Annotated in this window: 17 protein-coding genes and 1 pseudogene; 13 read left to right on the plus strand and 5 right to left on the minus strand. The window is 41.0% G+C overall.

Annotated features, from left to right (window positions below):
• Nucleotides 1-102 precede the first annotated feature (102 nt).
• From phnW to HMPREF1535_RS07590, 3 genes are read right to left on the minus strand one after another with little or no spacing between them, the layout of a single operon-like run.
• Nucleotides 103-1194 carry a 2-aminoethylphosphonate--pyruvate transaminase gene (gene phnW / locus HMPREF1535_RS07580; RefSeq protein ID WP_046145754.1) on the minus strand — a complete coding sequence of 364 codons (1092 nt, stop codon included), beginning with the start codon at nt 1192-1194 and terminating at the stop codon, nt 103-105.
• A gap of 28 nt (nt 1195-1222) precedes the next feature.
• Nucleotides 1223-2005 carry a phosphonoacetaldehyde hydrolase gene (gene phnX, locus HMPREF1535_RS07585; protein ID WP_046145755.1) on the minus strand — a complete coding sequence of 261 codons (783 nt, stop codon included), beginning with the start codon at nt 2003-2005 and terminating at the stop codon, nt 1223-1225.
• A 30-nt stretch (nt 2006-2035) separates the two neighbouring features.
• Nucleotides 2036-3376: a DUF5690 family protein gene (locus HMPREF1535_RS07590; RefSeq protein WP_046146458.1), complete on the minus strand. Its 1341-nt coding sequence runs from the start codon at nt 3374-3376 to the stop codon at nt 2036-2038.
• Nucleotides 3377-3571: 195 nt separating this feature from the next.
• On the opposite strand from HMPREF1535_RS07590, the pseudogene HMPREF1535_RS07595 reads away from it, so the two are divergent.
• Nucleotides 3572-4449, plus strand: a pseudogene (locus tag HMPREF1535_RS07595) (hypothetical protein).
• Nucleotides 4450-4680: 231 nt separating this feature from the next.
• Here the strand turns inward: HMPREF1535_RS07595 and HMPREF1535_RS07600 are convergent.
• The gene (locus HMPREF1535_RS07600; protein WP_009860636.1) at nt 4681-6936 is read right to left on the minus strand and encodes an inorganic phosphate transporter; all 2256 of its coding nucleotides are present in this window, start codon (nt 6934-6936) and stop codon (nt 4681-4683) included.
• Nucleotides 6937-7170: 234 nt separating this feature from the next.
• On the opposite strand from HMPREF1535_RS07600, the gene HMPREF1535_RS07605 reads away from it, so the two are divergent.
• The 7 genes from HMPREF1535_RS07605 (at nt 7171) to HMPREF1535_RS07635 (ending at nt 18682) form a co-directional block, all read left to right on the plus strand.
• On the plus strand, nt 7171-7686 hold the full coding sequence (locus HMPREF1535_RS07605) for an RNA polymerase sigma-70 factor (protein ID WP_187386429.1): 516 nt from the start codon (nt 7171-7173) through the stop codon (nt 7684-7686).
• A 472-nt stretch (nt 7687-8158) separates the two neighbouring features.
• The gene (locus HMPREF1535_RS07610) at nt 8159-9289 is read left to right on the plus strand and encodes an OprO/OprP family phosphate-selective porin (RefSeq protein WP_046145757.1); all 1131 of its coding nucleotides are present in this window, start codon (nt 8159-8161) and stop codon (nt 9287-9289) included.
• A gap of 111 nt (nt 9290-9400) precedes the next feature.
• On the plus strand, nt 9401-10375 hold the full coding sequence (locus HMPREF1535_RS07615) for a FecR family protein (RefSeq protein ID WP_046145758.1): 975 nt from the start codon (nt 9401-9403) through the stop codon (nt 10373-10375).
• A gap of 181 nt (nt 10376-10556) precedes the next feature.
• Entirely contained in the window at nt 10557-13940 is a 3384-nt protein-coding gene (locus HMPREF1535_RS07620) for a TonB-dependent receptor (protein WP_046145759.1), read from the plus strand.
• A gap of 137 nt (nt 13941-14077) precedes the next feature.
• Nucleotides 14078-15196, plus strand: a complete 1119-nt coding sequence (locus HMPREF1535_RS07625) for an IS110 family RNA-guided transposase (protein ID WP_046145437.1) — start codon at nt 14078-14080, stop codon at nt 15194-15196.
• A gap of 446 nt (nt 15197-15642) precedes the next feature.
• Nucleotides 15643-17292 (plus strand): RagB/SusD family nutrient uptake outer membrane protein, encoded by a 1650-nt coding sequence (locus tag HMPREF1535_RS07630; protein WP_046145760.1) that lies wholly within the window; start codon nt 15643-15645, stop codon nt 17290-17292.
• A gap of 10 nt (nt 17293-17302) precedes the next feature.
• Nucleotides 17303-18682: a sulfatase gene (locus tag HMPREF1535_RS07635; RefSeq protein WP_052716670.1), complete on the plus strand. Its 1380-nt coding sequence runs from the start codon at nt 17303-17305 to the stop codon at nt 18680-18682.
• Nucleotides 18683-18799: 117 nt separating this feature from the next.
• Here the strand turns inward: HMPREF1535_RS07635 and HMPREF1535_RS07640 are convergent, their stop codons facing one another.
• The gene (locus tag HMPREF1535_RS07640) at nt 18800-20764 is read right to left on the minus strand and encodes a family 20 glycosylhydrolase (RefSeq protein ID WP_046145761.1); all 1965 of its coding nucleotides are present in this window, start codon (nt 20762-20764) and stop codon (nt 18800-18802) included.
• Between the two features lie 138 nt (nt 20765-20902).
• On the opposite strand from HMPREF1535_RS07640, the gene HMPREF1535_RS07645 reads away from it, so the two are divergent.
• The 5 genes from HMPREF1535_RS07645 to HMPREF1535_RS07665 all read left to right on the plus strand — a co-directional run bounded on the left by HMPREF1535_RS07645 (nt 20903) and on the right by HMPREF1535_RS07665 (nt 24360).
• Complete coding sequence (locus HMPREF1535_RS07645; protein ID WP_046145762.1) at nt 20903-21616, plus strand: tRNA threonylcarbamoyladenosine dehydratase; 714 nt, start codon at nt 20903-20905, stop codon at nt 21614-21616.
• A 5-nt stretch (nt 21617-21621) separates the two neighbouring features.
• Nucleotides 21622-22275, plus strand: coding sequence for an ABC transporter ATP-binding protein (locus tag HMPREF1535_RS07650; protein ID WP_009860626.1), 654 nt, complete (start codon nt 21622-21624; stop codon nt 22273-22275).
• A gap of 22 nt (nt 22276-22297) precedes the next feature.
• A complete protein-coding gene (locus HMPREF1535_RS07655) occupies nt 22298-23668 on the plus strand; it encodes a sodium-dependent transporter (protein ID WP_009860625.1) in 1371 nt (456 codons plus the stop codon).
• A gap of 84 nt (nt 23669-23752) precedes the next feature.
• Nucleotides 23753-24052 carry a hypothetical protein gene (locus tag HMPREF1535_RS07660; protein WP_046145763.1) on the plus strand — a complete coding sequence of 100 codons (300 nt, stop codon included), beginning with the start codon at nt 23753-23755 and terminating at the stop codon, nt 24050-24052.
• Nucleotides 24025-24360 (plus strand): type II toxin-antitoxin system RelE/ParE family toxin, encoded by a 336-nt coding sequence (locus HMPREF1535_RS07665; RefSeq protein WP_010801309.1) that lies wholly within the window; start codon nt 24025-24027, stop codon nt 24358-24360. Before HMPREF1535_RS07660 ends, HMPREF1535_RS07665 begins: the two co-directional genes overlap by 28 nt.
• Nucleotides 24361-24363: the final 3 nt, after the last annotated feature.

Genomic DNA, 24363 nt, shown 5'->3' on the forward strand with positions numbered 1-24363 from the left:
TCATTATTCTTGCATTTTTTTCAGATTGGGCTAATTATAACCGGAAGTGAACGGCAACATCCGGTTATAATATAGTATATCAACTGTTTTCAGAGTTATATTCTATTTGTAATCAGTATTCCGGATTGCCTCCAGCAGCTTCTCCATATCTTCCGGAAACACATCGCCGATATTACCGATACGGAAAGTATCCGCATCGGATATTTTACCCGGATAAATCACAAATCCTTTCTGCTTCAGAGCTGCATAGAATGCGTTAAAATCAAACCCTGCATGCGGATAAAGGAAAGAAGTGATAATCGGACCCTGGGAAGCATCGGGAAGCAAGGTCTTGAAACCTTGTGCACGCATTCCGTCAACCAATGTCCGGTGGTTCTTTTTATAACGTTCGTAACGGGCGGCAATACCTCCTTCTTCGTTCAGCTCTTTCATAGCCTGGTAAAAGGCACGGACTACATGTGTGGGAGACGTGAAACGCCATTTACCTCCACCCTTCTCCATCGTTTCCCACTGGTCATAGATATCCAGTGACAATGAACGGGCCACACCCTTGCAAGCCATCAGCTTTTCCCTCTTTACAATGATAAAACCGAAACCGGGAACTCCCTGGATACATTTATTGGCACTACTCACCAGGAAGTCGATATCCAGCTTCTTCATGTCGATAGGTACACCGCCAAAGCTGCTCATGGCATCGACAATAAAAGTGATACCCTTGCCGCGAATGACTTCCGCCACCTCTTCAATCGGGTTCAGCAGGCCGGTCGTCGTTTCGCTGTGTACCATCGAAAGATGAGTAATGCCCGGATTCTCTTCAAGGGCACGGCGGGCAACTTCGCCTGTTATCAGTTCTGTTTCGTGCAAAGAGACCAGGACATGGTCGATATGGTAATATCCGGCAATCTGCGCCATACGTTTCCCGTAAGCGCCATTGGCAAGGATAAGCAATTTGTCGGTCGGTTTCACGGCGGCTCCGATGGTTGCTTCCACACAGTAGGTTCCGCTGCCTTGCAGGAGCACATCAGTATATTCGTTTTCATCCAGTCCGGCGATAGCCAGCAGACCTTTACGGATTGGGGTTACGATTCCTCCATTATAATCTTTATCCCAGGTACACCAATCCTGGAGCATGGCTTCGCGCACGGTCTGTGACGTACTTAATGGGCCGGGTGTCAGTAAAAGATAATTTCTCATATTTAATGATAGCTATTATATCCTTATTTTATCTGTTAATTTTCTCAATGCAAGCTGGAAGTTCCGTGATGTTGTCCAATACGAAATGGGCACCGGCAGCCAACATGCGTTCACGTACTTCGTGTTTCAGTCCGGCCAGTTCGTCGGCAGAGCGGCGGTTGTATTCTTCTTCCGAAAGCCCCATCTCGTTGCTTCCCGTTATAAGACCGACAGTCCATACTTTCGCATTCACTCCCTCTTTAATATCGGCAATCGTATCACCCACCTTCACCACATTATCCACCGACGGGATAGCCAGGTCAATCATATTCTTATAAATCATATAGGGAGCCGGACGGCCTGCGGGGACATCATCGGGAGTCACCAGGTTGTCCACCACATAACCTTTTGCGGCGGCACCCGGACGGACCACGTCCATCATAGCTTGCGTATAGCCGGTTGTCGAACCAATCTTCAGTCCGTCTTCACGTAACAGTCGGATAGTATCCAGTACACCGGGTATCGGAGTCGTAAAGTTTTTCAGGGAAGCGAACAGATGCTTTTCGAAACTCTGATACATCTCGTTCACGTCGTCCATATTCCAGTCGCGGCCATAACGTGCACGGAATTTATCATTCACCTCCGGCATATTCAGAATAGCCTTGATATGGTCTATTTTAAGAAGTCCCATCGGCTCACGTGCCTGACGGTAAGTAATGTCTATTCCTTTTTCTTCCGAAAAGACTTTCAGGAAGGCGTTCAAAGGAGCGAAACAACCAAAATCGACGGCCGTTCCGGCCCAGTCCATAATTACACACGAAATCTTCTTCATAACTTTATATACTAGTTTTTATTATTTCTCTCAGGCTACGGTGATGGCATTCTGCGGAGTGGCTTCAAGTGTCTCTTCCCTGGCGGCTGTCATACCCGTTTCTTTACGGAAACGTTGATGCAAATATACGAAAGAACAGATGAAAGTGATACAACAAAAGATGCCAACATAACCGGCTAGTTGATTATAAAATACCGCCCAATTAATATGGGGGTTACAAAACTCTTTCAGGATAAGAACCAATACGGTTCCGGTGTATCCCAGGAAGTCTGTCGTCACGATAAAGAACCCTACATTTCCACGTATCTTGAAACAGGCGATGAACCGGTCGAAAAAGATAGTCTGGAAAGTCAGATAGGCAATATACAGGCACAGGCTCTGAATAAACAGCCATGTCACAGGCGACAGACGGAACCGGTCCTGCCCGAAAGAAACGACCGACATTGCAATCATTCCCACGATGATAAGACCGAACAGGACGGATAATGCTTTCAGATTGTCTTTCACAAAGACCATCAAACCAAATATCCCCAGGATAATCAATGTCACCACACTGTCAATCTGGGCAAAAAGCCAGGGAGAATAAGCAGTGACATCTATGATATTCACCAGGAAGTCTTCTTTTATATCCCGCAGGACTACAATGGCTATGTTTGCCACGAAAAGCATACTGAGGAAAGGCATAAAGCTCTTAAACAACTCCCAGCGCTGCTGTCCGTTCAACGTTTCGCGTTCAGACTTCATGGCGATGTCTTCTTTGTTAGGCTCCGGAAGTTTGTTCAGCGCACAACCGAGCAACAACAAAAGGGGAAGCGCAACGCCACCAATCAGGGCCGGCATCCAGAACTCGTTCACATGGAGATGGTTCATGACATACAACCCGACAGACTTGGCCGTACCCGAACTAATCACCATACTGACTCCCAGCAGGCTTGCCAGAATATCCGTCACCCGGCGTCCTTCGATAAAACTGAAAATGACTCCCCACATACATCCCAGCGACAACCCGTTCAGAAACATGGCAGCCACATTGAACGGCGTGGAAAGCAATCCGAATAAAATAAGCGAAGACTCCGCCAGCAGCACAGAAGTGAGGATAAACTTAAACCGTTCTTCCGGTTTCAACTCGGAAATCAGCTTAATCCCTATGAATTTGGAAATAACATATCCCAGTATCTGTGAGATTGTCACCACCACTTTATAATCCAAATCGAAGAATTCCGCATTTTCAAAGGAGGCAGCCGTAAAAGGTTTGCGTAATGCATATACTAATGAATAGGATAACAAGGCGGCACCTCCGGCCCAAAGGATAAAAAGGAAATCGGAAAGACGTTTCCGGGTTGTTTCGTTGATATGTAACAAATTATTCATCATGCTGTCGTTTTGTTTTCGACGGCAAAAGTATCCCGGAGATGTTACAGGAATATTACTGAACACATGAATATGTATTATTAATATATAACTAAATATCAATAAATTATAAAGAAATATTTATGTAACATTCATGTAACGGAAATGCAACAAACGGGGCGTTATTTTGTATTGTATTAAAGAAAATGTTACATGATGAATGACTTCTCAGAACTCTACAAAAGGATTGAATATTTAAGGAACAACGGTACGAAGATGAAAGAAATAGCCGATTGGGTGGGAATGGCTCCGAGCGTATTGTCATCGCTCTATACGACCGTCTTGCCCGCCTATTTTGAATCGGCCAAAACAATGCCGCAGGAAGAGGCGCTCGACCAGGCGCTATCGCTGGTTAATAACGTATCCAAAAGAAAACTGCTTTCAGGACTGGAAAACACGCTGAACCGACTCGACGAACTGGAACCGGCGGCATTGCACACACAGAAAGGGATTCCTTTCATCGAGTCGCTCAACGAGGAATTATCTCTTTCCGCCCGGAAGACGACCAACATCTGCGGGTTATATACCAGCTATAGTCTCTCTTCCTCCAGCGATTGCCTGAAATGCGAACCTTATATAATCACATTGTCCGACAATAAAGACCATATCCGTATCGGCCGGCTCAATGCATACGATGAAGTGCAATGGGGCATCGGGGTAAACGGGGACCCTCAAAACTTCTATTGCATGTTCAGTGAAAATCCGGTTCCCCGTTAACGCTGGTTACTGTCTATCTGCAAATTCCCATGTTCAAGAATCCCCGCCAGCTGCGCGGTTTATATCTGGGACTGGATTACAACCGCAATCCGGTCGCCCGCCGTATCGTCCTCATAAAGGAATCGGAAAGTACGGACATCGAAGAGTTTCTGGCAATGAAAAACGGCCTGATAGCCAAAGAAGACTTCACGCCCGAACAACAATCCTATTACGACTACACCTGCCAGACCGGCGATTACATCAAAATGTGCACCGTCCCTTCTCTCCGCATGGACGAAAGCGACCTGATAAAAGAAAAGAAGATGCTGGCATTATAAAGCCGGCATCTTCTTCCCTGACAGTTCCTTTATAAACTCCGTATAGTTTCCTTACAATTTCCTTATTAGGAAACTGTAGTTTCCTGCCTTGGAAACTCGCGTTCCCTGCCTAGGAAATTACAGTTCCCTGCCCGGGGAACTACAGTTTCCTGAAACAGAAACTACGAGGAAAATGTAATCGGCTAGCGGATAACATTATAAGACATTTTGCCCGGGTACCGTTTTTCATCCTTATTCCTTTTGGAATTTACGGCTTACTTTCACCAGATTTGCAGTAAACGATACAACGTTCTGCGCTTCCTGCACCATATTCAGATAGACCATGCTTACCTTCGTACTTCCGCTCTGTCCCTGTATACGTTTCAATTCACCTTTCTTCAGGGCGGTGAGCTGGTTGGTCAAGGAGACGGATTCGACTATGACATCGTCCAGACGATGATAATCGTTCGTTTCAATCATGACAGCGCAACGTTTCAGATAAGTAATGATGCTCTCCGTCATTTTGCTGAAATCTTCTTTCTGAATATCGTTGAGCGGACTGAAGTTATTATCCACATGCTCCTTGCTGGGTTCTGTCAGACGGCGGACACTGAAGATAATCTCGCTGGCGAAATCATTCCCCTGATAATAATACAATCCCTTTTCGACGGCAATATCGTGTTCCAGATGCGTTACGCCCAGCGTACCGACACGTTTTACTTGCTTCAGATGTATCTTTTTCTCTTCTATTTCATTCAGGACTTTACGCAGCTCCCGGAGATTCTCATTCATGAAACCATGGACGGAGCGGTCGAGTGCATCCGCAGTAAACAGCAATACCGACTGTAATTCTTCGCGGCTATGTTCACGGAACAAAGAAAGGGCTTCACGGCTGTCTGTCGTATCACGCAGTTTGGCAACTGTCGTGTTCACTTCTTCCTTCAGGGCTTCTTTCTTCATCTTTTTCTTATAAGCAATCTGGCTACGTATCAACATATAAACTGCCAGGCCGACCATCGCCGCCATCGCTGCAATGCCTCCGAAATGAATAACGATAGCAACCAGGAAGCAAATCGTAAAAGCAGCTCCCGCCGTAATAAACCATCCGCCTATAACCGACAGCACACCGGTAATACGGTAAACCGCACTTTCCCGTCCCCAGGCACGGTCGGCCAACGAACTACCCATTGCCACCATAAAAGCCACGTAAGTCGTTGAAAGCGGCAGCTTCAGAGAAGTACCCAACGCAATCAGCAATCCCGAAAGTACCACATTAACCGAAGCACGGACCAGGTCAAAGCTGGCTTTGTCTTCCAGAATAATTTCATCATTATTAAAACGGCTGTCAATCCAGTCCTTTACTTTCGGCGGAACCACACTCAGAATCGTACTGGAAGCATTATTGCAAGTGCGGACCAGCATACGTGCCACCGGTGATGTTCCGAAACTCTCGTTTCCTTCCGACTGGCGGGATAAATCCAACGAAGTCTTCACCACATTATGCGCCTTCTTGGAAGTAGCCAATGCAATCACCATCACCAGACCGGAACCGACCAGGAAATACCAGGGTGTCTGAGCCGGAGCAAGCAGCGAACCCATCAGGAATGTATCCGTCGTCGTCGTTCCCCCCTGCGCCATCAAATCCATATAAGAAGAATAGCCAACCAGAGGAACACCGATAAAGTTCACCAGGTCATTTCCGGCAAAAGCCAGCGCCAGGGCAAAAGTACCCAGCATCACAATAATCTTGAATACATTCACCTTCAGCCAGTGAAGGATTTGCATCAGGATAGTAAAGAAAATAAAAGCGCCCCACACCACCATGCTGGTATTGCCGTAAATAAGCTCTTTCAGATTGCCGGTCATAAAAGAACTTTCCTTCAACCCTTTTATCAGCATAAAATAAAGGATGGAAGTAGCCGCCAGGCCGCCAAACAGCGCTATAAAGTATTTTGTATGTTTCTTATAATTAAATGTAAAGATGAGACGTGAAATATACTGCACCACGCTTCCGAAGAAGAAAGCAATCGCTACAGAAAGGAAGATGGCGAGAATCACGGTAAAAGCCTTATCGGTATTCAGCAAATCCCCCAACTGCAAAGCACCGTTGGAATTGGCTATCTTGACCAGTGACAGGGCCACCGTACCTCCCAGCAATTCAAACACAAGCGAAACGGTCGTCGATGTCGGCATCCCCAATGAATTAAAGATATCGAGCAGTACGACATCGGTCAGCATAACAGCCAGCAGGATACACATAATCTCAGAGAAAAAGAAGTGTTGCGGCTGATAAATCCCATGCCGGGCAATATCCATCATACCGTTAGACAAAGAAGCGCCGACAAAAATACCGATTGCGGCGATGACCATAATAGTTTTAAACGATGCGGCCCTCGAACCGATTGCAGAATTCAAAAAGTTTACTGCGTCATTACTGACTCCGACCGACAAGTCAAATACCGCCAGCACGAAAAGAAAAATTACGAGGAACAGATAGAATGTTTCCATAAATGAGTGTTACATATTCGACAACAAAGGTCTGAAACAAATATTTCACATGTGTTACACAGATATTACAAACATGTTACAATTGTTAAAACGCCCTTATTATTAAAACAAGGGAGAAAAAAGAAAGTTATCACACTAAGGGTTTTTCTTCTTAAATACGACTATATTAGCAGAGTTGTTAACTATTAACTATTGGCTGACCATAAAGATGACATACTGCAATGGCTCTGTGAAATGGCATTGACCGACTCCCAGACTGCTTTTAAATCGTTATACCTGACTTACTTCCAAAGGTTAATACGATTTACGAGACTCTATGTTTCCTCCACAGTGGAAGCAGAAGAAATTGTTTCCGATACTTTCCTGGCAGTATGGAACAATAGAAAATCTCTACTGAAAGTAACAAATTTCGATTCTTACATTTATTCTATCGCCAGACATAAAGCTATCAGCTATTACCGTTCCATACACATGGAACAAATAGAATTGAACGAACTTTCAATAGACCTTTTCATCCATACGGAAACAACTCCGGAAGACGACCTCATCTCCAAAGAAAGAATCAACCAACTAAATAATGCCATTGAAGCATTGCCGGCAAAATGCAAAACGGCATTCAAGTTAGTCCGTGAAGATAAGCTCAAATATAAAGAGGTAGCAGCTATATTGGAAATTTCCGTAAAAACACTTGAAGCCCACCTTGCTACTGCTATCAAGAAACTACGCGAATCTCTTAGAAAGGAAGAATAAATAAAAAAGTCACCGCTATCCCTCAATACTCCCGAACCGAAACAAACATCAACAGCCTGTTGTTCTTTTCAAAACAACAATATATAGAAATCATCCTTTTATCGGCCAAAAGATAAAGCGGCAGAAAACAAAATGAAATTTGTCTGACCTTTAATACCAATTGCTTGAATTACGAAACAAATCATTGTCACAAATCACATACATTTGTAATATAAAACTTATTGGGAAATAAGGGGGTCGGTTAAGTTAGAGAGGGAAACGCCCGGAGTCAAATCCGGACTTTCCCTTTCGTTTTTTTGTATCTTCCAAACTACAATATTTCTTTCCATACCAGTAGGGGTATTTTCAAAATTCCTGTCTTAGTAATAAACGATATAACTCGGTCTATAACCAATATCTTTACAATATCACTTCGATTTTTTCCATTTTTTTCGTTCCTTTACAGTTTCAATACTGTAAAGGAACATTTTTCATGAGACGGATAACACCCTTATTTCTACTTATTCTATTTGCTTTTTCAGTTTTTGCAACGCCGGATTCTTCACCTATCGACTGGAAATTATCAGGCCGTTTATTCCTGGATGGCGGTGTTTATATTCATTCTCCCAAAGAGTTACATGCCGGAGCGCATATCGCAGATGTCCGGCTGGCAGCTAAAGTCCGTATCTATTCGAACTGGTATACCAAAATAGATGTAGGCTTTGCAAACAATAAGATAACACTGAAAGATGCATTCACCGAATATGGCAAAGACGGAAATTATTTCCGTGCCGGTTATATGCTCGGCTATTACAGTATAGACCAGTCCACCAGCACAAATGATTTAATTTTCAACACAGCCTCCAATGTGGCGGAAACTTTCTATCCGGATCGCAGAATAGGCATATCCTACACACGTTCCCTTCCTTCTTATTATTTATCAGCCGGTGCTTTTTGCGGTGACGGACTCAGCTTCTCCGAGACAACCAAACCCGGTTATAACTTTTCCGGACGTGTCGTCTGGCGCCCAATAAATTCTCCGGGACAATTATTCCATATAGGCACAGGAGCTTTATTCAAAGTCCCTGATGAAAATACGGAAACCGGTGAACAACAAATCCGGTTAAAGACAAAAGGCGTTACTTATATTCCATCCCCCCGAACGTTAGATTTGACATTCAAACATGCCAAAAATCAGGTTCAGTCGAACGTAGAATGCCTGTTGTTTCAAAAAAAATGGCTGTTACAAACAGAGTTTCTTTACACGAAAATCAAACAAAATTCTTCCCAACCCTCCTATTCCGCCCACGGAGGATATATATTGGGCGGATTCCTCCTAAAAGGGAGCAAATATGCTTACGATACACTCGATGCAATACCGGTAATGCCTGAAGACCCACATTCTATTCTGCTTGCCTGCCGTTACAACTATACGAACCTGAATGATTTCAGCAGCCATATCACAGGAGGAAGCCAGCACGACGTATCCATCGGCATCAATTATTATTTCAACAAATACATTTCTTCCCGCCTGAACTACGCACATCTTTGGATGGACAAGTATTCTGCATTGGGTAAATGCGAAATCAATATGATGCAGGTTCGATTGCAGGTACGGTTTTAATTGCAAAATCATAATTCATTCGAAAATAAAAATCATCGAAAAAAATAAATTTGATTTTATAACTAAGGGATTTCCTAAAGTATTGCGACTATACTTATAGAAACAATAAAGATGGAAACCAAGATAGATTATATTATTGCAAGAGTACTTAGTGGAGAAGCTTCCTCTAAAGATATCCTCTATTTAAGTAATTGGTTGAACGAAAATGAAGTGCATCAGAAAGAGTTTTGTGAATTAAAAAACTACTGGGATGCTGAAATTAGCCTCGAACACTCCATTTTACCCATGCTTTCCATGGAAAAGCTACAACAAAAGATAGAAAAACAAAACAAAGTAGCCAAAAGAAGACGAATAAAGACATATATTATTCCATTAGTGGCCTCAATAGCCTTACTATTAGCGATATCAGGCAGTTTCATCTTAACACAAATGAAAAACACCGAGAGCAAATACTATACTTATTTAACTAATAATGATAAGACTGATCTGACAATGGAAGATGGTACCCAAATCACATTGAATAAAAACAGCCGCTTAACTTATTCCGATAAATATGGAAAAGAAATGAGGTCTGTACAATTGGAAGGAGAAGCCTATTTCAATGTAACCAAAGATTCTCTGAAACCTTTCCGTATAACAATGGGGAATAGCACAATTACCGTATTAGGTACTTCTTTCAATCTCAAAAATGAAATTAAATCAAGCAGTATAACAGCGACTCTTATCGAAGGCAGCATTTGTTTTGAAACTCCGGAACAAAAAGTCTTGTTGAAACCCGGACAACAACTCAGTTTCAATCAACAATCAAACAGTCTGGATATCGCACATGTAGATACAGAAGAGTCTATTTCTTGGAAAAGTGAACTGTTAAGATATAAGTCTATTCCTTTTACCGAATTAATTCAGGAATTGGAAGATAAATATCAAACAAGAATAATCATTAAGAACAAAAAACTGATGAAACATGATATTATCATATCCGGCAGTTTCAGTAAAAAGCAAAGTATAGAACAAATTCTAAAAGTTATTTCTCAAAGTCTACCATTTAATTGGACGTATGATAACGGGATATACTATATCCAATAATCAAATTTACAACATTGTTAAACTATAAAAGAATGCCCATGAAAGAAAGATAACATCATTAAAAAGCCGGTTATGCTATTGTATAACCGGCTCACTTTCAAAAATTAACAACGCACCATCCATTCCGCGACCAAACATTATGGATAATGCAATTCATTAATCATTAAATCAGTACAAAAATATGGAAAATGTTTCGTATTACAAGTCTTTCCTATTCAAAGACTTAAAAAAAATCTTTACAATTATGAGAATTACAGTTGTTATGCTTTTCACAGTAATGTTGCAAGCTGTAGCCATTGAATCGTCATACTCTCAATCGACTACTATTTCGGTAAAAGCCCAACAAATATCACTTATCGACCTCTTTTCTCAAATAGAGAAGCAAAGCGAGTTTCTATTTTTTTATGTAGATAAGGAAGTTAATAATATATATGTAAACATTCAGGCAAGAAATAAGTCGGTTGATGAAATTCTCTCACATGCACTAAATAGCACAGGATTGACTTATACCATAAATGACCGGAATATCAATATTATCAAAACGAAAGTTTCATCTCCTCAGCAATCTGATAATAAAAGAATTACAGGTATAGTCTTAGATAACGAAGATACCCCTATCATTGGGGCGAATGTAGTAGAAAAAGGAACAACCAATGGTACGATTACTGATATTAACGGTAAATTTACACTCGAGGTCCATCGAAATGCGACCTTACAAATAAGTTATATCGGATACAATTCACTATTTATACCAGTGAATAATACCAGTTCGTTCACAATTAATCTAAAAGAAGACACACAAGCGCTTGATGAAGTTGTTGTGGTTGGTTATGGTGTTCAGAAAAAAGCGAATGTAGTCGGTTCTATTTCACAAATAAACAGCGAGGTATTAGAAAACCGCCCAACTCCCCAGTTATCAAATGCATTGACTGGACAAATGTCAGGTGTGACAGTTATACAGCGCAGCGGAAATCCGGGAGATAGCAGTGGTGAAATCAGAATTCGTGGCGTCGGTTCCTTCGGAGCAACTCCCGGAGCATTAGTACTAATTGATGGTATTCCTGGTAATATGAATAACATAAATATGCAAGATGTGGAGAGCGTTTCCGTTTTAAAAGATGCATCGACCTCCGCTATTTACGGAGCAAGAGCAGCCAACGGTGTTATACTTATTACAACTAAAAGCGGAAAAGAAGGAAAAACAACCGTCAGCTACAATGGATACGTAGGATTCAACACCCCAACTGCACTCCCAGAGTTCGTCGATACCTGGAGATGGGCCGAGTTATATAATGAAGCAACAAACTCTCAGATTTATTCACCTGAACAAATCGCAAAATATAAAGACGGTAGCGATCCTGACCATTACGGAAATGCAAATTATTTAGAAGAAGTTTTATCAAAGAAAGGACTTCAAACAGGTCATGACCTCTCTATTAACGGAGGAAATGAGAAAACGAAATATGCAGTCTCATTCAGTTATCTGTCGCAAGATGGTATCGTTGAGAAAAATAACTATTCGCGTTATAATGCACGAATCAATTTAACGAATCAGCTTTTACCTAATTTAAAACTTACAACCCGTGCTTCCGGCATCTATAGTAAACGTAAAGAACCATCTGTTCCAGGAGGCAACCCGGCTGCAAACAATATGTTGGGAGCAATACAATTGGCATTCCGCTTTCCGGGCTTAACTCCTTCTATTTTATCAGACGGATCTTATGCTGTCGGACCGGAAATGACAGGTACACCAACCACATGGATAAAAAGTTCTTCTTTCTATGAGAATCCTTATTTCAATGTCAATGGAAATGTCAGACTGGATTATTCACCGATTGAAGATTTACAATTATCCGCAATCGGAGGTTATAATAAGACATTTAATGACACTAAAACATACCGTTCTACATTAAAGCTTTCCGATGGCAGAACAACCTCTCCATCAACTTTAGCAGAAGAAGCCCAAAGAACGACATATAAGACGTTCCAGGCTACTATTGACTACAATAAAACTTTTAATAAACACAATATTGCGGTCTTAGCCGGTTATTCATGGGAACAAGAAGATTATACAAATATGTTAGGCTCCCGAGATAAGTTTCCCGGCAATGATCTTCCTTATCTAAATGTAGGTTCGCCAGACAACCAGAAGGTCTCGGGGGGAGGATATGGTTGGGCTATCCAATCTTATTTCGGTCGATTAAAATATAATTATGCAGAACGATATTTATTTGAATCGACTTTCCGTTATGACGGTTCTTCACGTTTTCCTGCCGACCAAAAATTTGGTTTTTTCCCTTCTGTAGCTGCCGGTTGGCGTATTTCCGAAGAACAGTTTATAAAAGAAAACGAACAACTTCACTGGCTTTCCGGATTAAAGATAAAAGCATCCTGGGGAAGACTCGGCAATCAGGATATTACCAATTATCCGTATCAAACAGTTTATGAATTAGGTCAAAACTATTCATACGGAGGAACCGTATATCAGGGCGCAGCTGTTATAAAAGCGACTGACCCAACTATTAAATGGGAAGAAACAGAGACTATAGATGCCGGTTTTGAAAGTATTTTATGGAACGGACTCTTAGGTTTTAATGCAAATTGGTTCCACAGAAATACTTACGATATCCTTTATAAACCGACAGGCAGCGTTTCTTCCATTTTAGGACAAGATATATCAGAAATGAATACAGGGAAACTAAGGAATCAGGGATGGGAATTTGAGATTAGCCATAAAAATAAAATCGGTGATTTTTCTTATAGTTTAAGTGGAAATTTAAGTATCATCAATAATAAAGTCATCAGTCTTGGCGTAGGAAATGTAGAACAACTTAACGGTATGATTGGTAATGGTAGCGATCTATTCATAGGTCATCCGATGCAATTATATTATGGATATAAAACAGATGGCGTTTTCGTCGATCAGAATGACATTAATAATTGGGTGGATCAATCAAAAGTAAATGCTAGCCCAGCCCCCGGAGATATTCGTTATGTCGACATTAGCGGACCTGACGGCGTTCCCGACGGTAAAGTAGATCCGAACTATGACAGAGTCCCGCTAGGATCCCGTATCCCCAAATATACTTTTGGATTAAACATTGATTTAGAATACAAAAATTTTGATTTCTCTGCTTTGTTACAAGGAGTAGCAGGGGTAAAAGGTTTTCTGGAAGGTGATGCCGGCTATGCTTTACGTAATAAAGGGAATATACAAACTTGGCAAGCGGATGGCAGATTCGATCCGAATAATCCGACACAATATCCGGAATATCCAAGACTTCAGGATATTTTAGGAAATTCGGTACCACCGAACTACCAAACATCCGATTTCTGGATTCTAAATGCGTCATATATCCGGTTAAAAAATATACAATTGGGTTACACATTCCCCAAACAATGGATAGAAAAGTTAAGGATCAGCAATTTACGTATTTATGCACAATCAGAGAATCCATTTTCTTTCAACAGTTATAGAAAAGGATGGGATCCGGAAATTAATACAAGCGGAAACTATTATCCAATTCTTGCTACTTATACATTGGGTATCAATCTTAAATTTTAAATAACCATGAAACGAATTACAAACTTACATAAAAATTGAGATTTATAAGCGCGTCTAATAAAAATAAAGACCACTCCCTGCTGTTATTCCACCGACTTTCGTTATTTTAAAGTTGTAATACAAAAAAACTATATCTTATGGACAGAGTTTGTGGTCTTGATGTGCATAAAGATAGTGTCTTTATGTGTATTCTCACAGCAAACGGTGAGAAAATTGAAGATGTGTTTGGAACTTTAACACCGGAACTGGATCGCCTTCGTGACACTTTAGTCTCTCATGGTGTTGGTAAAGTTGCAATGGAAAGCACCAGTATTTATTGGGTTCCTATTTGGCGCATTTTGGAATGCGATTTTGATGTTAAATTGGTTAACCCTTATTTCATCCGTCAACTCCCTGGTCGTAAAACTGATATTAAAGATGCCCAATGGATTGCGACTGTTCTTCAGAAAGAGCTAATTAAGGGAAGTTATATTCCTGATTCAAAAATACAGGAATTACGTCAGTACAGTCGTCGTATCTTCCATTTGACTCGTCGCAAACAGCAAGCTGAATCTGCTATCGATCTAACGTTGCAACGTTGCAATATTCGTTTGAGTAATTATGTTTCTGATATTGGTTGTAAATCCATGCGTAAGGTGGTCAATGCATTAATCTGTGGTGAAACTGATTCTGAAGTATTAGCTCTGTTGGTTCACAAGCGTATTCGTAATAAACATTGTCATGAGGTTATTAAGTCGTCTTTGACTGGTATTGTATCTTCATCAGACAGAGACATGCTTAAAATGAGTTTGGAAGAAGTGGAACTTTATGATCGTCAGCTTCTTGAGTGTAAAGAGAAAATGCGAATAATTTGCGAGGGACATTATGCCGAGGAACTGGAAATCCTTCAAACAGCTCCTGGGATAAAAGAGGAAAGCGCTATGAGAATCATAGCAGAAATCGGTGTTGACATGAAAGCCTTTCTAACAGCATCAGCTTTAGTTGGCTGGGCTGGATTAAGACCGCGAAATGATCAAAGTGCAGGAAAGATCAAAGGAAGAAAGACTTTACATGGAAACAAGTATTTACGTGTTATGCTTACACAATGTGCATGGGGAGCCTGCAGGACTCAAACATCTAAATTTTATAGCAGATATCATACCTTGAAAAAGAGAATGAATCACAACAAGGCTTTAATGGCAAATGCTCGAAAGCTACTCGTTGTTATTTGGAATTTATTAGCTAAAAAGCAACCTTATATGCCATTGGTGAATTAATGGTTGCTTCTTAATGAGCGTTCCAAGACCCTTATATTTGTGGTGGAGTAAACCCCGTTTTTGCAAACTGGTATACAGGCACGCTCTGGCAAGGAATTGCGTCTGAGACAAACAAGCTCGAAGAGGAAATTATTTATCACTCTCTACATAGACAAAATGTAGGGACAGCTACAAAGTGATCTTATTTTAACGGGAGTTCGAAATAAGGTTAGTGTAACTTTTATTACACAGAAAATAATAAGAAAAAAGGGACCCTTATACAGACTCCCTCCCAAAGATCATACATTTCATAGTCAAGACTGTGGCAATGTTATCTCTTTGTGTTTTTCATAGTTAAAATCTTTTCGTCAAAGGACAGGTTTATTTTTCTTTAATACAAACTTTTTGTTATATTTTTACACATACATGTTATTAAACATGGCTTGACTGTTATTCTGAGGAAGGTTATGGTACTTATTTCGAACTCACGTTTGTTTATTTATAGAGGAAATATAGTATCTATTCTAAGTTTACTCTTCCTCATCCAGTCATGTGATTTAGAGCGGACACCGCTTGATCAATTTTCAGATGATAAATTCTGGGTAAGTGAAGACAATGCAATGTTGGCTTTAACAGGAATTTACAGAGCAAACTTATTATTTAATGGAACGGGGTTTGCAAGTGATTGGTGGGATTATGCAGGTTTGGTTATGTTAGAAAATGCAAGTGACAATTGTTACGACAGAAGAGGCATGAACTCCGATTATAACCGTCTGAATAATGGAAACTTACTATCAAACAACAGCATAGTACAAAGCTACTGGAAGAACTCATATTCAAAAATAGCACGATGTAATCGATTCCTTGCCGGCATTGATAAATTAGAAACAGATCCGGCATTAGTCAATCGTTTTAAGTCAGAGGTTCGCTTTATTCGTGCAACACAATATTTCTATTTGTCGCAATTTTACCACGACGTTCCTTTAGTGACGAAAGTGCTTACCCGTGACGAAGCAAATACTGTTGAAAAAAACACTCGTAAAGAGATTGTCGACTTTCTTATTACCGAATTTAAAGAAACTGCAGAAGGTCTTCCCCGCCATAAAGATTTAGCAACAACTGAAATAGGACGGGCAACTAAACAAGCGTCTCTGGCTTTTTTAGGAAGAACCTATCTGGGAGAGCAAAACTATAAAGAAGCGGTAAATGTATACAAACAGATAATTGATTTCGGAGATAATATTATTGATTCTGATTATACATCTATATTTACAACAGCCAACGAAAACAGTGCTGAAAATATATTTTCTACACAATATGTACAGGATATGACCGGTTGTGGCATGCCTCAACATTTTTATCCACGAAAAGATGGGGGCTGGGCTATATTAAACCCTACAGCAGCCTTGTTTGAAGCATACCAGTTCATAGACGGTACAAATTTCAGTTATGACAATCCCCTATATGATCCTACTGATTTAAGTAAAAACAGAGATCCACGTCTGAAAGCTTCTATCTACTATGACGGAGCAATCTTCTGTGGTACAGAGTTCGTTTGTCATCCGGATAAAACAAGTCCGGACTTAATTACTACCCGTAACTCGACTGTAACAGGTTTTTTGATGAGAAAGTATTTCGATGAGTCTTATTCCGGTAACTTAGTCAGTTATGGAGGGAACATTCCAATCATCCGATATGCGGAGATATTGCTCAGCTATCTGGAATCAAAAATAGAATCGGGAGAGCCTATTACGCAATCATTATTGGATGAGACAATTAATAAAATCAGAGGAAGAGCTTCTGTAAACATGCCGCCTATTACCGAAACCAATCCAATTGAACTACGCACCATTGTTCGCAACGAACGTAGGGTAGAATTAGCATTGGAAGGTATTCGTTATTGGGACTTACTCCGTTGGGGAATTGCTCATGAAATATTCAAAGGAGATATCTATGGTGCACCTTTCCCTAACTCAATTGTGACAAGCCCGAATAAAGAAGGTATTGTCGACAAATACGGAAGATGGTTTGTAGATTCATATGGCTTCAGAAAACCACAGGATTATCAATGGCCTATTCCACAATCCGAACAAGATATCAATCCTAATCTTAGATAAAATAATACAAATGAAATCTATCAGTCTCATTAAAAAGAGTTGCTTTTTTGTTAGTGTATTACATTTCTCAGCAGCAAATATGTTTGCTGCCGAGAAACAACAACCGAATATTATTATACTTTTTATTGACGATTTAGGGTATAATGACTTAGGGTATCGTTCGTCTTCATTTGAGACGCCCAATATCGACAAATTGGCAGCCGAAGGAATCGATTTTACAAATGCTTATGTACCATCCCCAACCTCTTCTCCCTCCAGAGTCGCACTTTTAACAGGAAGACACCCCATTAAAGTCGGATTTACACGCCACATAGAAGCGAATGCATTGGATCCTTACAATAATGGAGAATTCGGATTATGGGATGGTGATCCCGGAGAAAAACCCAGTAGACAACATTTGCCTCTTCAAGAAGTTACTTTCGCGGAAGCATTAAAAAAAGAAGGATATACAACTTGTTCTATCGGCAAATGGCATTTAGGTAATAAATTCTATTATCCTCAAAAACAAGGTTTTGACATCGTATATGGAGAAAGCGACCTGGGCAATCCTGCCGGATATTTTCCTCCTTATTTTACACATGAAAAGAAACATGATAAAAATGGAAAATATTTGACAGACTATCTGACAGAATACGCAACAAAGGTTATCGAAACACATGATTATAAAAAAGCTCCCTTATGCATGTATTTGGCTCATTATGGAGTACACACTCCTATTGAAGCGCCTAAAGATAAAATAGAGAAATACAGAAAACAGGGACTTCCTGAAAAATATGCAACTTATCATGCTATGGTAGAAAGCATAGACGAATCTGTAGGAAACATTCTTAAATCAGTTAAACAAGCAGGAGTTGAAGATAATACCATTGTTATGTTTATCTCTGATCAGGGAGGTTTTTTTACAAACTACCCTCTTAAAGGAGGTAAACAAGCGGGAACAGCCCTTTACGAAGGGGGAGCAAAAGTTCCTTTCATCGTAAAATTACCTAAAATGGATAAAGGGCGTGTAGTAAAAGAAAGAATCAGTACTTTAGATGTATTTCCAACTCTCGTCGAACTTTCCGGAGGAGACTTGAAAGATTATCCTCAATTAGACGGGTTATCTCTTAAAAAGACATTTGAAGGAGGAACTACACCTGCACAGCCTTTATTTTTCTATCGCAGCTACGATGACCAGGCATCTTCCGTAATCCATTTAGGATACAAATTCATTTATACACGTAGTGGAAATCATGAACTTTATAATTTGAATAAGGATCCTTATGAGACAACAAACATCATTAATGTATCAGATGAGAAATATATTGGCATGAAACTGAAAGCAATGGTAGAAGATTTTCTTTCGAAATATGAACCTCTTTCCATTCCTTATCCAAAACAGGTCCACTGAAAAATAAAGAGAAAGCAACAGACAGGAGTTCTTTATAAAAAATAAGACAAGAATATCCCGCTCTAAATATCTTAAAAGAGTCAAAAGCCATTGTTAAAGGCTTTTGACTCTTTCCTATTACTTACAATAATTCAAAACTTCCAAATTAGTAATCGTACTCTTGAAATTTCCGGCCTTTTCCAGCGGGAAAACCAATGTACGAACATAGCTCATGGAATCTTTTCCTCCGTTGAAGAAACGTTTCTGGATATTCAAATCTTCCTTCAACTGTCCGTTTACATATAAACGAGTCGATTTTTCATCGCCACTGATAGCAATTGAAGCCATTTCATCGGGGTAGAACTGATAGTTAAACGTATTCAGATAACCGTCACGAGCAAATCCCAGTTTGCCAGAAACAGGATCGGACAGATAGAAGACGGCATCCGGCGAACGGAACAACTCTGTTCCCCGCTCTTCGGGAACTGATGTGATATTAAAAGAAACAGTATACTGATAACCTATTTCCTTCAGCCCGGTCTCGGTTCCCGGCTTCAATGTTTCCTGATTATATACGGCACGCGGTGTTTTACCGATACGCCCGGCTACATTGACTCCCGGACCTTCACTCAAGGAAAGGCGAGCCGCATTGAATGTTTCATAAGGTACTTTACAGTCTTTTCCAGTCCACATCTTCACAGCCAATGTCTGCAAAGCCGGGAATACGCGGTAGTGAATATCCTTCGTACTGATCCCGTTACCGGCATGGTCATTCCATACGGCAAACATTCCTCCTTTAATCTGTTTATGCTTTTCGGGGAAAACCTCTTTTCCGATGTGCGCCGGAGTCCATTTCTTATATAACATTTCCGTATTCAAATAATCGTAATAATAACCGGCTGCCGGAACGATATACAGATAGCCATCGGGCACACTAACCAGATCGTATCCCTGTTTGATCATTTCTTTCGGATCAGCATAACCATTGTACCAAGCACTCATCAGCACATTTTCCGATTTCACAGGAGTATCGCCTTTGGCATGTGTCAAAGCACCCCAAACACAGGCCTGCTTACCGAAGCCTTCCACGAAACGAATATAATGATCGGTGAATTCGCGGAATTTCTCCACTACATCTTTCTTTTTATTTGAATATTCGTCTGTTCCGATATGTACCCGTTTACCAACAAATACAGGATTCCTGCCTTCCAGATATTCCCGGAACAGACTGTCGACAAACTGATAAGTCTCCGGCTTGAACAAATCCAGATGATCCATGCCATATTCCTCACTACCGATTTCCGGGCGATAATGTGTCAATGCCAGAGAATGAGCGGGGACATCTATTTCCGGAATGATTTCTACGCCCAGACTATCGGCCATCAACTGGAAATCAATAAATTCTTTCTTTGTATAATAGCCGTCACGTGACGTCAACCCCGGAAAGAACTCGCTTTCCAGACGGAATGCTGCATATGTTTTGTTCCAGTCATGTTCAAAATACTGTTTGAAAGCGTTATCATTCAGGTGAACCTGTAACGTATTCATCTTATAATAGGCCATCATCTTAACGTAATCGCGCAAGAAGTTCATCGGGATAAATTTACGGCCGCAGTCCATCATAAAACCGCGGATCGCATAATCCGGATAATCGCGCATTGAACCTTTTGACAAAGCCAGGTCACTGTTTTGCTCCGTCATCTGAAGAAGCGTACGGGTTGCCCAGTATAAACCTTTGGCTTTAGGAGCCGATACGGTTACACGGTCAGCAATTTTCACGGCATATCCTTCTTCACCCAGTTGTTTGTCTCCGGATATGGAGAAAACAAAGTCACCGGCAGAGGCTCTTCCCTGCACGACAGCCAACTTACGCCCGAACATTGTTTCATAATCTTGGGCAAACTGATTGGCTACACGGGCAACGGCAGGATCTTTACTCGCATAAACAATACGGGAAGTAGCAGAAGGAGTAAACATTCCCTGAGCACCTCTCCATTCCTGTAATTCAGGTATCACGAACGGTTTCTCGTTATTGGCAGCAAAACTTTTCCCTAAAAAGAGAGTACACGCTGCAACCAGCATTAAATAGCGTTTTATCTTCATTGTATTTTAAATTTAAGCGTACAATATTACTGCTTTTTACTCATCTGCACAAACCGAAAATGAAGGAATAGTTAAAAGATGACTAATAAAAAGGCGGTTTCTGATTGATTTATTACTTTTGTGCTCAAAAACATATAAATGAGTTACAAATGGAACACACGGACGGAACTCTTACTGGGGGCCGAACGGATGGAGTACTTGTCACATTGCCATGTGTTGGTCGTAGGACTCGGAGGCGTCGGAGCTTATGCAGCCGAGCAGATATGCCGTGCCGGGATAGGACATATGACCATTGTGGATGCGGATGCGGTGAACGACAGCAATATTAACCGCCAACTGCCGGCTTTACATTCTACCTTGGGGATGCAGAAAGCAGAAGTTGTGGGACAACGTTTACTGGATATCAACCCGCGATTGAAGCTGACAATACTCAATGAGTTCCTGCGTGACGAACGGACAGAAGAGGTTCTTTCTGCCCAAAAGTACGATTTCATCGTGGATGCCATCGATTCACTCAGTCCGAAAGCATACCTGCTATATCATGCTTACCGCCGTGAAATTCCCATTGTTTCATCCATGGGTGCCGGAGCAAAGATCGATCCGTCGCAGGTGAAAATAGCTGACATTTCCAAGACTTGCAACTGTGCACTGGCAAAAGCGGTGCGCAAACGGCTTCGGGGAATGGGACTAAACAAAGGTATTCCGGTCGTTTTCTCAACAGAAATCGCCAATCCGGAAGCCGTAGTGGAAGTGGAAAACGAACAATGTAAGCGGACGACTACCGGGACAGTTTCGTATATGCCGGCTATTTTCGGCTGTTATCTGGCTTCCTATGTAATAAGAAATATTTAATCAACATGATACAAACGCAGGGTATTACTAAAAGTTTCGGGAATTTACAGGTATTGAAGGGCATCGACCTGACGATCAATAAAGGTGAAGTAGTAGCTATTGTCGGCCCCAGCGGTGCCGGAAAAACGACGTTGCTCCAGATTATCGGGACATTGGATACGCCGGACAACGGTAAGTTATTTATTAACGAAACAGAAACAGGCAAACTTTCCGAAAAAGAACTGGCTGCCTTCCGAAACAAGAATATCGGCTTTGTATTTCAGTTCCACCAGCTGCTACCGGAATTTACAGCGTTGGAAAACGTAATGATCCCGGCACTGATTGCCAGGGAAAAGGCGTCCGATGCAGAAAAAAGAGCGAAGGAAATACTTGATTTCATGAAACTATCGGACCGTATGACTCATAAACCGGCTGAATTATCCGGTGGCGAGAAACAACGCGTCGCCGTGGCCCGTGCATTAATCAATAACCCGGCCGTCATTCTGGCTGACGAACCTTCGGGCAGCCTGGATACCAAAAACAAAGAAGAATTACACAGCCTTTTCTTCGAATTACGTGACCAGATGCACCAGACATTTGTGATCGTAACGCACGATGAACAACTGGCTGCCAACACCGACCGCGTAATCCATATCAAGGACGGGGTTGTTTTATTATAAATAGAAAGAGGACAAATAATCTATGGCAAATAAAGATAGAGTAACTTTTGGAAGTAAAATCGGAGTAATATTAGCAACTGTAGGGTGTGCTGTAGGTTTAGGTAGTATCTGGCGTTTTCCTTATATGGTAGGATCGAACGGTGGAGGAGCTTTCCTGCTGGTCTTTATGATATGCACTGTTTTACTGGGACTTCCTATCATGATCACCGAATTTTTTATCGGCCGCCACTCACGCAGAAACGCTGCCGGAGCTTTTAAGGAGCTAGCGCCGGGAACACAATGGTCGCTGATCGGCTATAACGGAGTCTTGGCTGCATTTCTTATATTAGGTTTCTATTCCGTCGTTTCCGGATGGACGCTGGAATATATCTGGCAGGCAATGACCGGCTCTTTGTCGGGAAAAACTACTGCCGAGTTTACCACCGAGTTCGAAGCCTTTTCCTCCAGCGCACTCAGACCGATCGGCTGGACAATCGTATTCATCGCAATCACACATTTCATCATCGTCTCAGGGGTTGAAAAAGGAATTGAAAGGGCATCCAAGATCATGATGCCGGCCTTATTCCTTATACTGCTGGTATTATGTATACGGTCCATAACCCTACCGGGGGTAAACGAAGGATTATCTTTCCTGTTCAAACCGGACTTCGAGAAGATCACCTCCTCCGTTATTTTAAGCGCTATGGGACAAACATTCTTTTCTCTGAGTATCGGAATGGGATGTCTGATCACCTATTCTTCTTATTTCGGGAAAGATACGAATCTGCAATTAACAGCGATACAGGTGACTGTTCTGAACACTTTTGTCGCATTACTGGCCGGCATCATGGTATTCCCGGCTGTATTCAGCTTTGGTATTGAGCCAACTGCAGGCCCGGAACTGGTGTTCATCACCCTTCCGAATATCTTTGAACAGCTACCTTTCGGAAATATATGGTCTTTCATATTCTTCATTCTACTAGCTTTGGCAGCTTTGACCTCTACCATTTCCCTACATGAAGTGGCAACGGCCTATGTACATGAAGAATATCATATGACCAGAAAGAAAGCGGCCTGGATCGTTTCTGCCGGTGTTGCCGTCATCGGAGCCCTTGCTTCTCTCTCTTTCGGTCTATTGAAAGAATATACCATCGGCGGACTGATCATTTTTGATGCACTGGACTATCTTACGGCAAAAATTATGATGCCTATCGGCGGAATGATGATCTGCGTATTTGTCGGTTTACGCATCGAAAGAAAAGTATTGAAAGAAGAATTGACGAATAAAGGAACAATCACCTTTTACTTCTTCAATACGTATGCGTTTTTTATAAAATACATCGCTCCCGTAGCAATCGGCCTGATCTTCCTGAACGAATTGGGACTGATCAAAAAGATAACCTCCTTGTTTTGAAAATAAAAAGGTATAAATTGTTTGCTTATCAACAGGTAACTTATATCTTTGCAAAAGAGTATTCATCATTTAATAATTATAAATATGGAAATCAAAACCGTCTCAAAGAAAAGAAAGTTACTTTCTGGATTAGACATGACTCAGGAAGAGTTTATTGCCCGCGTTCGTAAAGCCGAAGAAGGACCATTTTGTACATTGGAAGAAATCAAACAAAAAATGCAGGAATGGAAGGGACTGAAATTCAATCCAGCCATTGAGGGAGGGGAATTAACTATTGACGAATTTAAATCAATGGTAAAAGTTGCAGAAAAAGGACCTTTTTATACTTTGGAAGAAGGACAAGAAATGATAAGACAATGGAGGGAACAAAGAAGAAACCGGTAGTCGTTTCGCTTCTCTTTTTTTCTTCTGTTGACCAAATCTTTGAATATGGAAAAATAAACTTTGGAGAAAAAAAAGCTATCGAATACGAAAACCTTATTTATGAAACTGTTCGACAATTAACTTCCGGTTATTTGTTAAATGCAGAATATCCTTATCTTCCCACAAAAGATAAGCGATACAGAAGGGCCATACTTCCCGCTCATTTTATTCTTTATCGAATAACAAAAGATCGGATAGAAGTTCTGAACATCTTACATCAAGCTGTAAGTATTACTCAAGCTAAAAAAAACAGAAACATTAAACCGTAACAA

The organism is Parabacteroides goldsteinii DSM 19448 = WAL 12034, from assembly GCF_000969835.1.
GTDB classification, from domain to species: Bacteria; Bacteroidota; Bacteroidia; order Bacteroidales; family Tannerellaceae; genus Parabacteroides; species Parabacteroides goldsteinii.

Excerpts from the sequence above, each read along its gene's own strand:
- phnW (WP_046145754.1), bottom strand. The coding sequence starts at position 1,194 with ATGAGAAATTATCTTTTACTGACACCCGGCCCATTAAGTACGTCACAG.
- phnX (WP_046145755.1), bottom strand. The coding sequence starts at position 2,005 with ATGAAGAAGATTTCGTGTGTAATTATGGACTGGGCCGGAACGGCCGTC.
- HMPREF1535_RS07590 (WP_046146458.1), bottom strand. The coding sequence starts at position 3,376 with ATGAATAATTTGTTACATATCAACGAAACAACCCGGAAACGTCTTTCC.
- HMPREF1535_RS07600 (WP_009860636.1), bottom strand. The coding sequence starts at position 6,936 with ATGGAAACATTCTATCTGTTCCTCGTAATTTTTCTTTTCGTGCTGGCG.
- HMPREF1535_RS07605 (WP_187386429.1), top strand. The coding sequence starts at position 7,171 with ATGGCATTGACCGACTCCCAGACTGCTTTTAAATCGTTATACCTGACT.
- HMPREF1535_RS07610 (WP_046145757.1), top strand. The coding sequence starts at position 8,159 with ATGAGACGGATAACACCCTTATTTCTACTTATTCTATTTGCTTTTTCA.
- HMPREF1535_RS07615 (WP_046145758.1), top strand. The coding sequence starts at position 9,401 with ATGGAAACCAAGATAGATTATATTATTGCAAGAGTACTTAGTGGAGAA.
- HMPREF1535_RS07620 (WP_046145759.1), top strand. The coding sequence starts at position 10,557 with ATGGAAAATGTTTCGTATTACAAGTCTTTCCTATTCAAAGACTTAAAA.
- HMPREF1535_RS07625 (WP_046145437.1), top strand. The coding sequence starts at position 14,078 with ATGGACAGAGTTTGTGGTCTTGATGTGCATAAAGATAGTGTCTTTATG.
- HMPREF1535_RS07630 (WP_046145760.1), top strand. The coding sequence starts at position 15,643 with ATGGTACTTATTTCGAACTCACGTTTGTTTATTTATAGAGGAAATATA.
- HMPREF1535_RS07635 (WP_052716670.1), top strand. The coding sequence starts at position 17,303 with ATGAAATCTATCAGTCTCATTAAAAAGAGTTGCTTTTTTGTTAGTGTA.
- HMPREF1535_RS07640 (WP_046145761.1), bottom strand. The coding sequence starts at position 20,764 with ATGAAGATAAAACGCTATTTAATGCTGGTTGCAGCGTGTACTCTCTTT.
- HMPREF1535_RS07645 (WP_046145762.1), top strand. The coding sequence starts at position 20,903 with ATGAGTTACAAATGGAACACACGGACGGAACTCTTACTGGGGGCCGAA.
- HMPREF1535_RS07650 (WP_009860626.1), top strand. The coding sequence starts at position 21,622 with ATGATACAAACGCAGGGTATTACTAAAAGTTTCGGGAATTTACAGGTA.
- HMPREF1535_RS07655 (WP_009860625.1), top strand. The coding sequence starts at position 22,298 with ATGGCAAATAAAGATAGAGTAACTTTTGGAAGTAAAATCGGAGTAATA.
- HMPREF1535_RS07660 (WP_046145763.1), top strand. The coding sequence starts at position 23,753 with ATGGAAATCAAAACCGTCTCAAAGAAAAGAAAGTTACTTTCTGGATTA.
- HMPREF1535_RS07665 (WP_010801309.1), top strand. The coding sequence starts at position 24,025 with ATGGAGGGAACAAAGAAGAAACCGGTAGTCGTTTCGCTTCTCTTTTTT.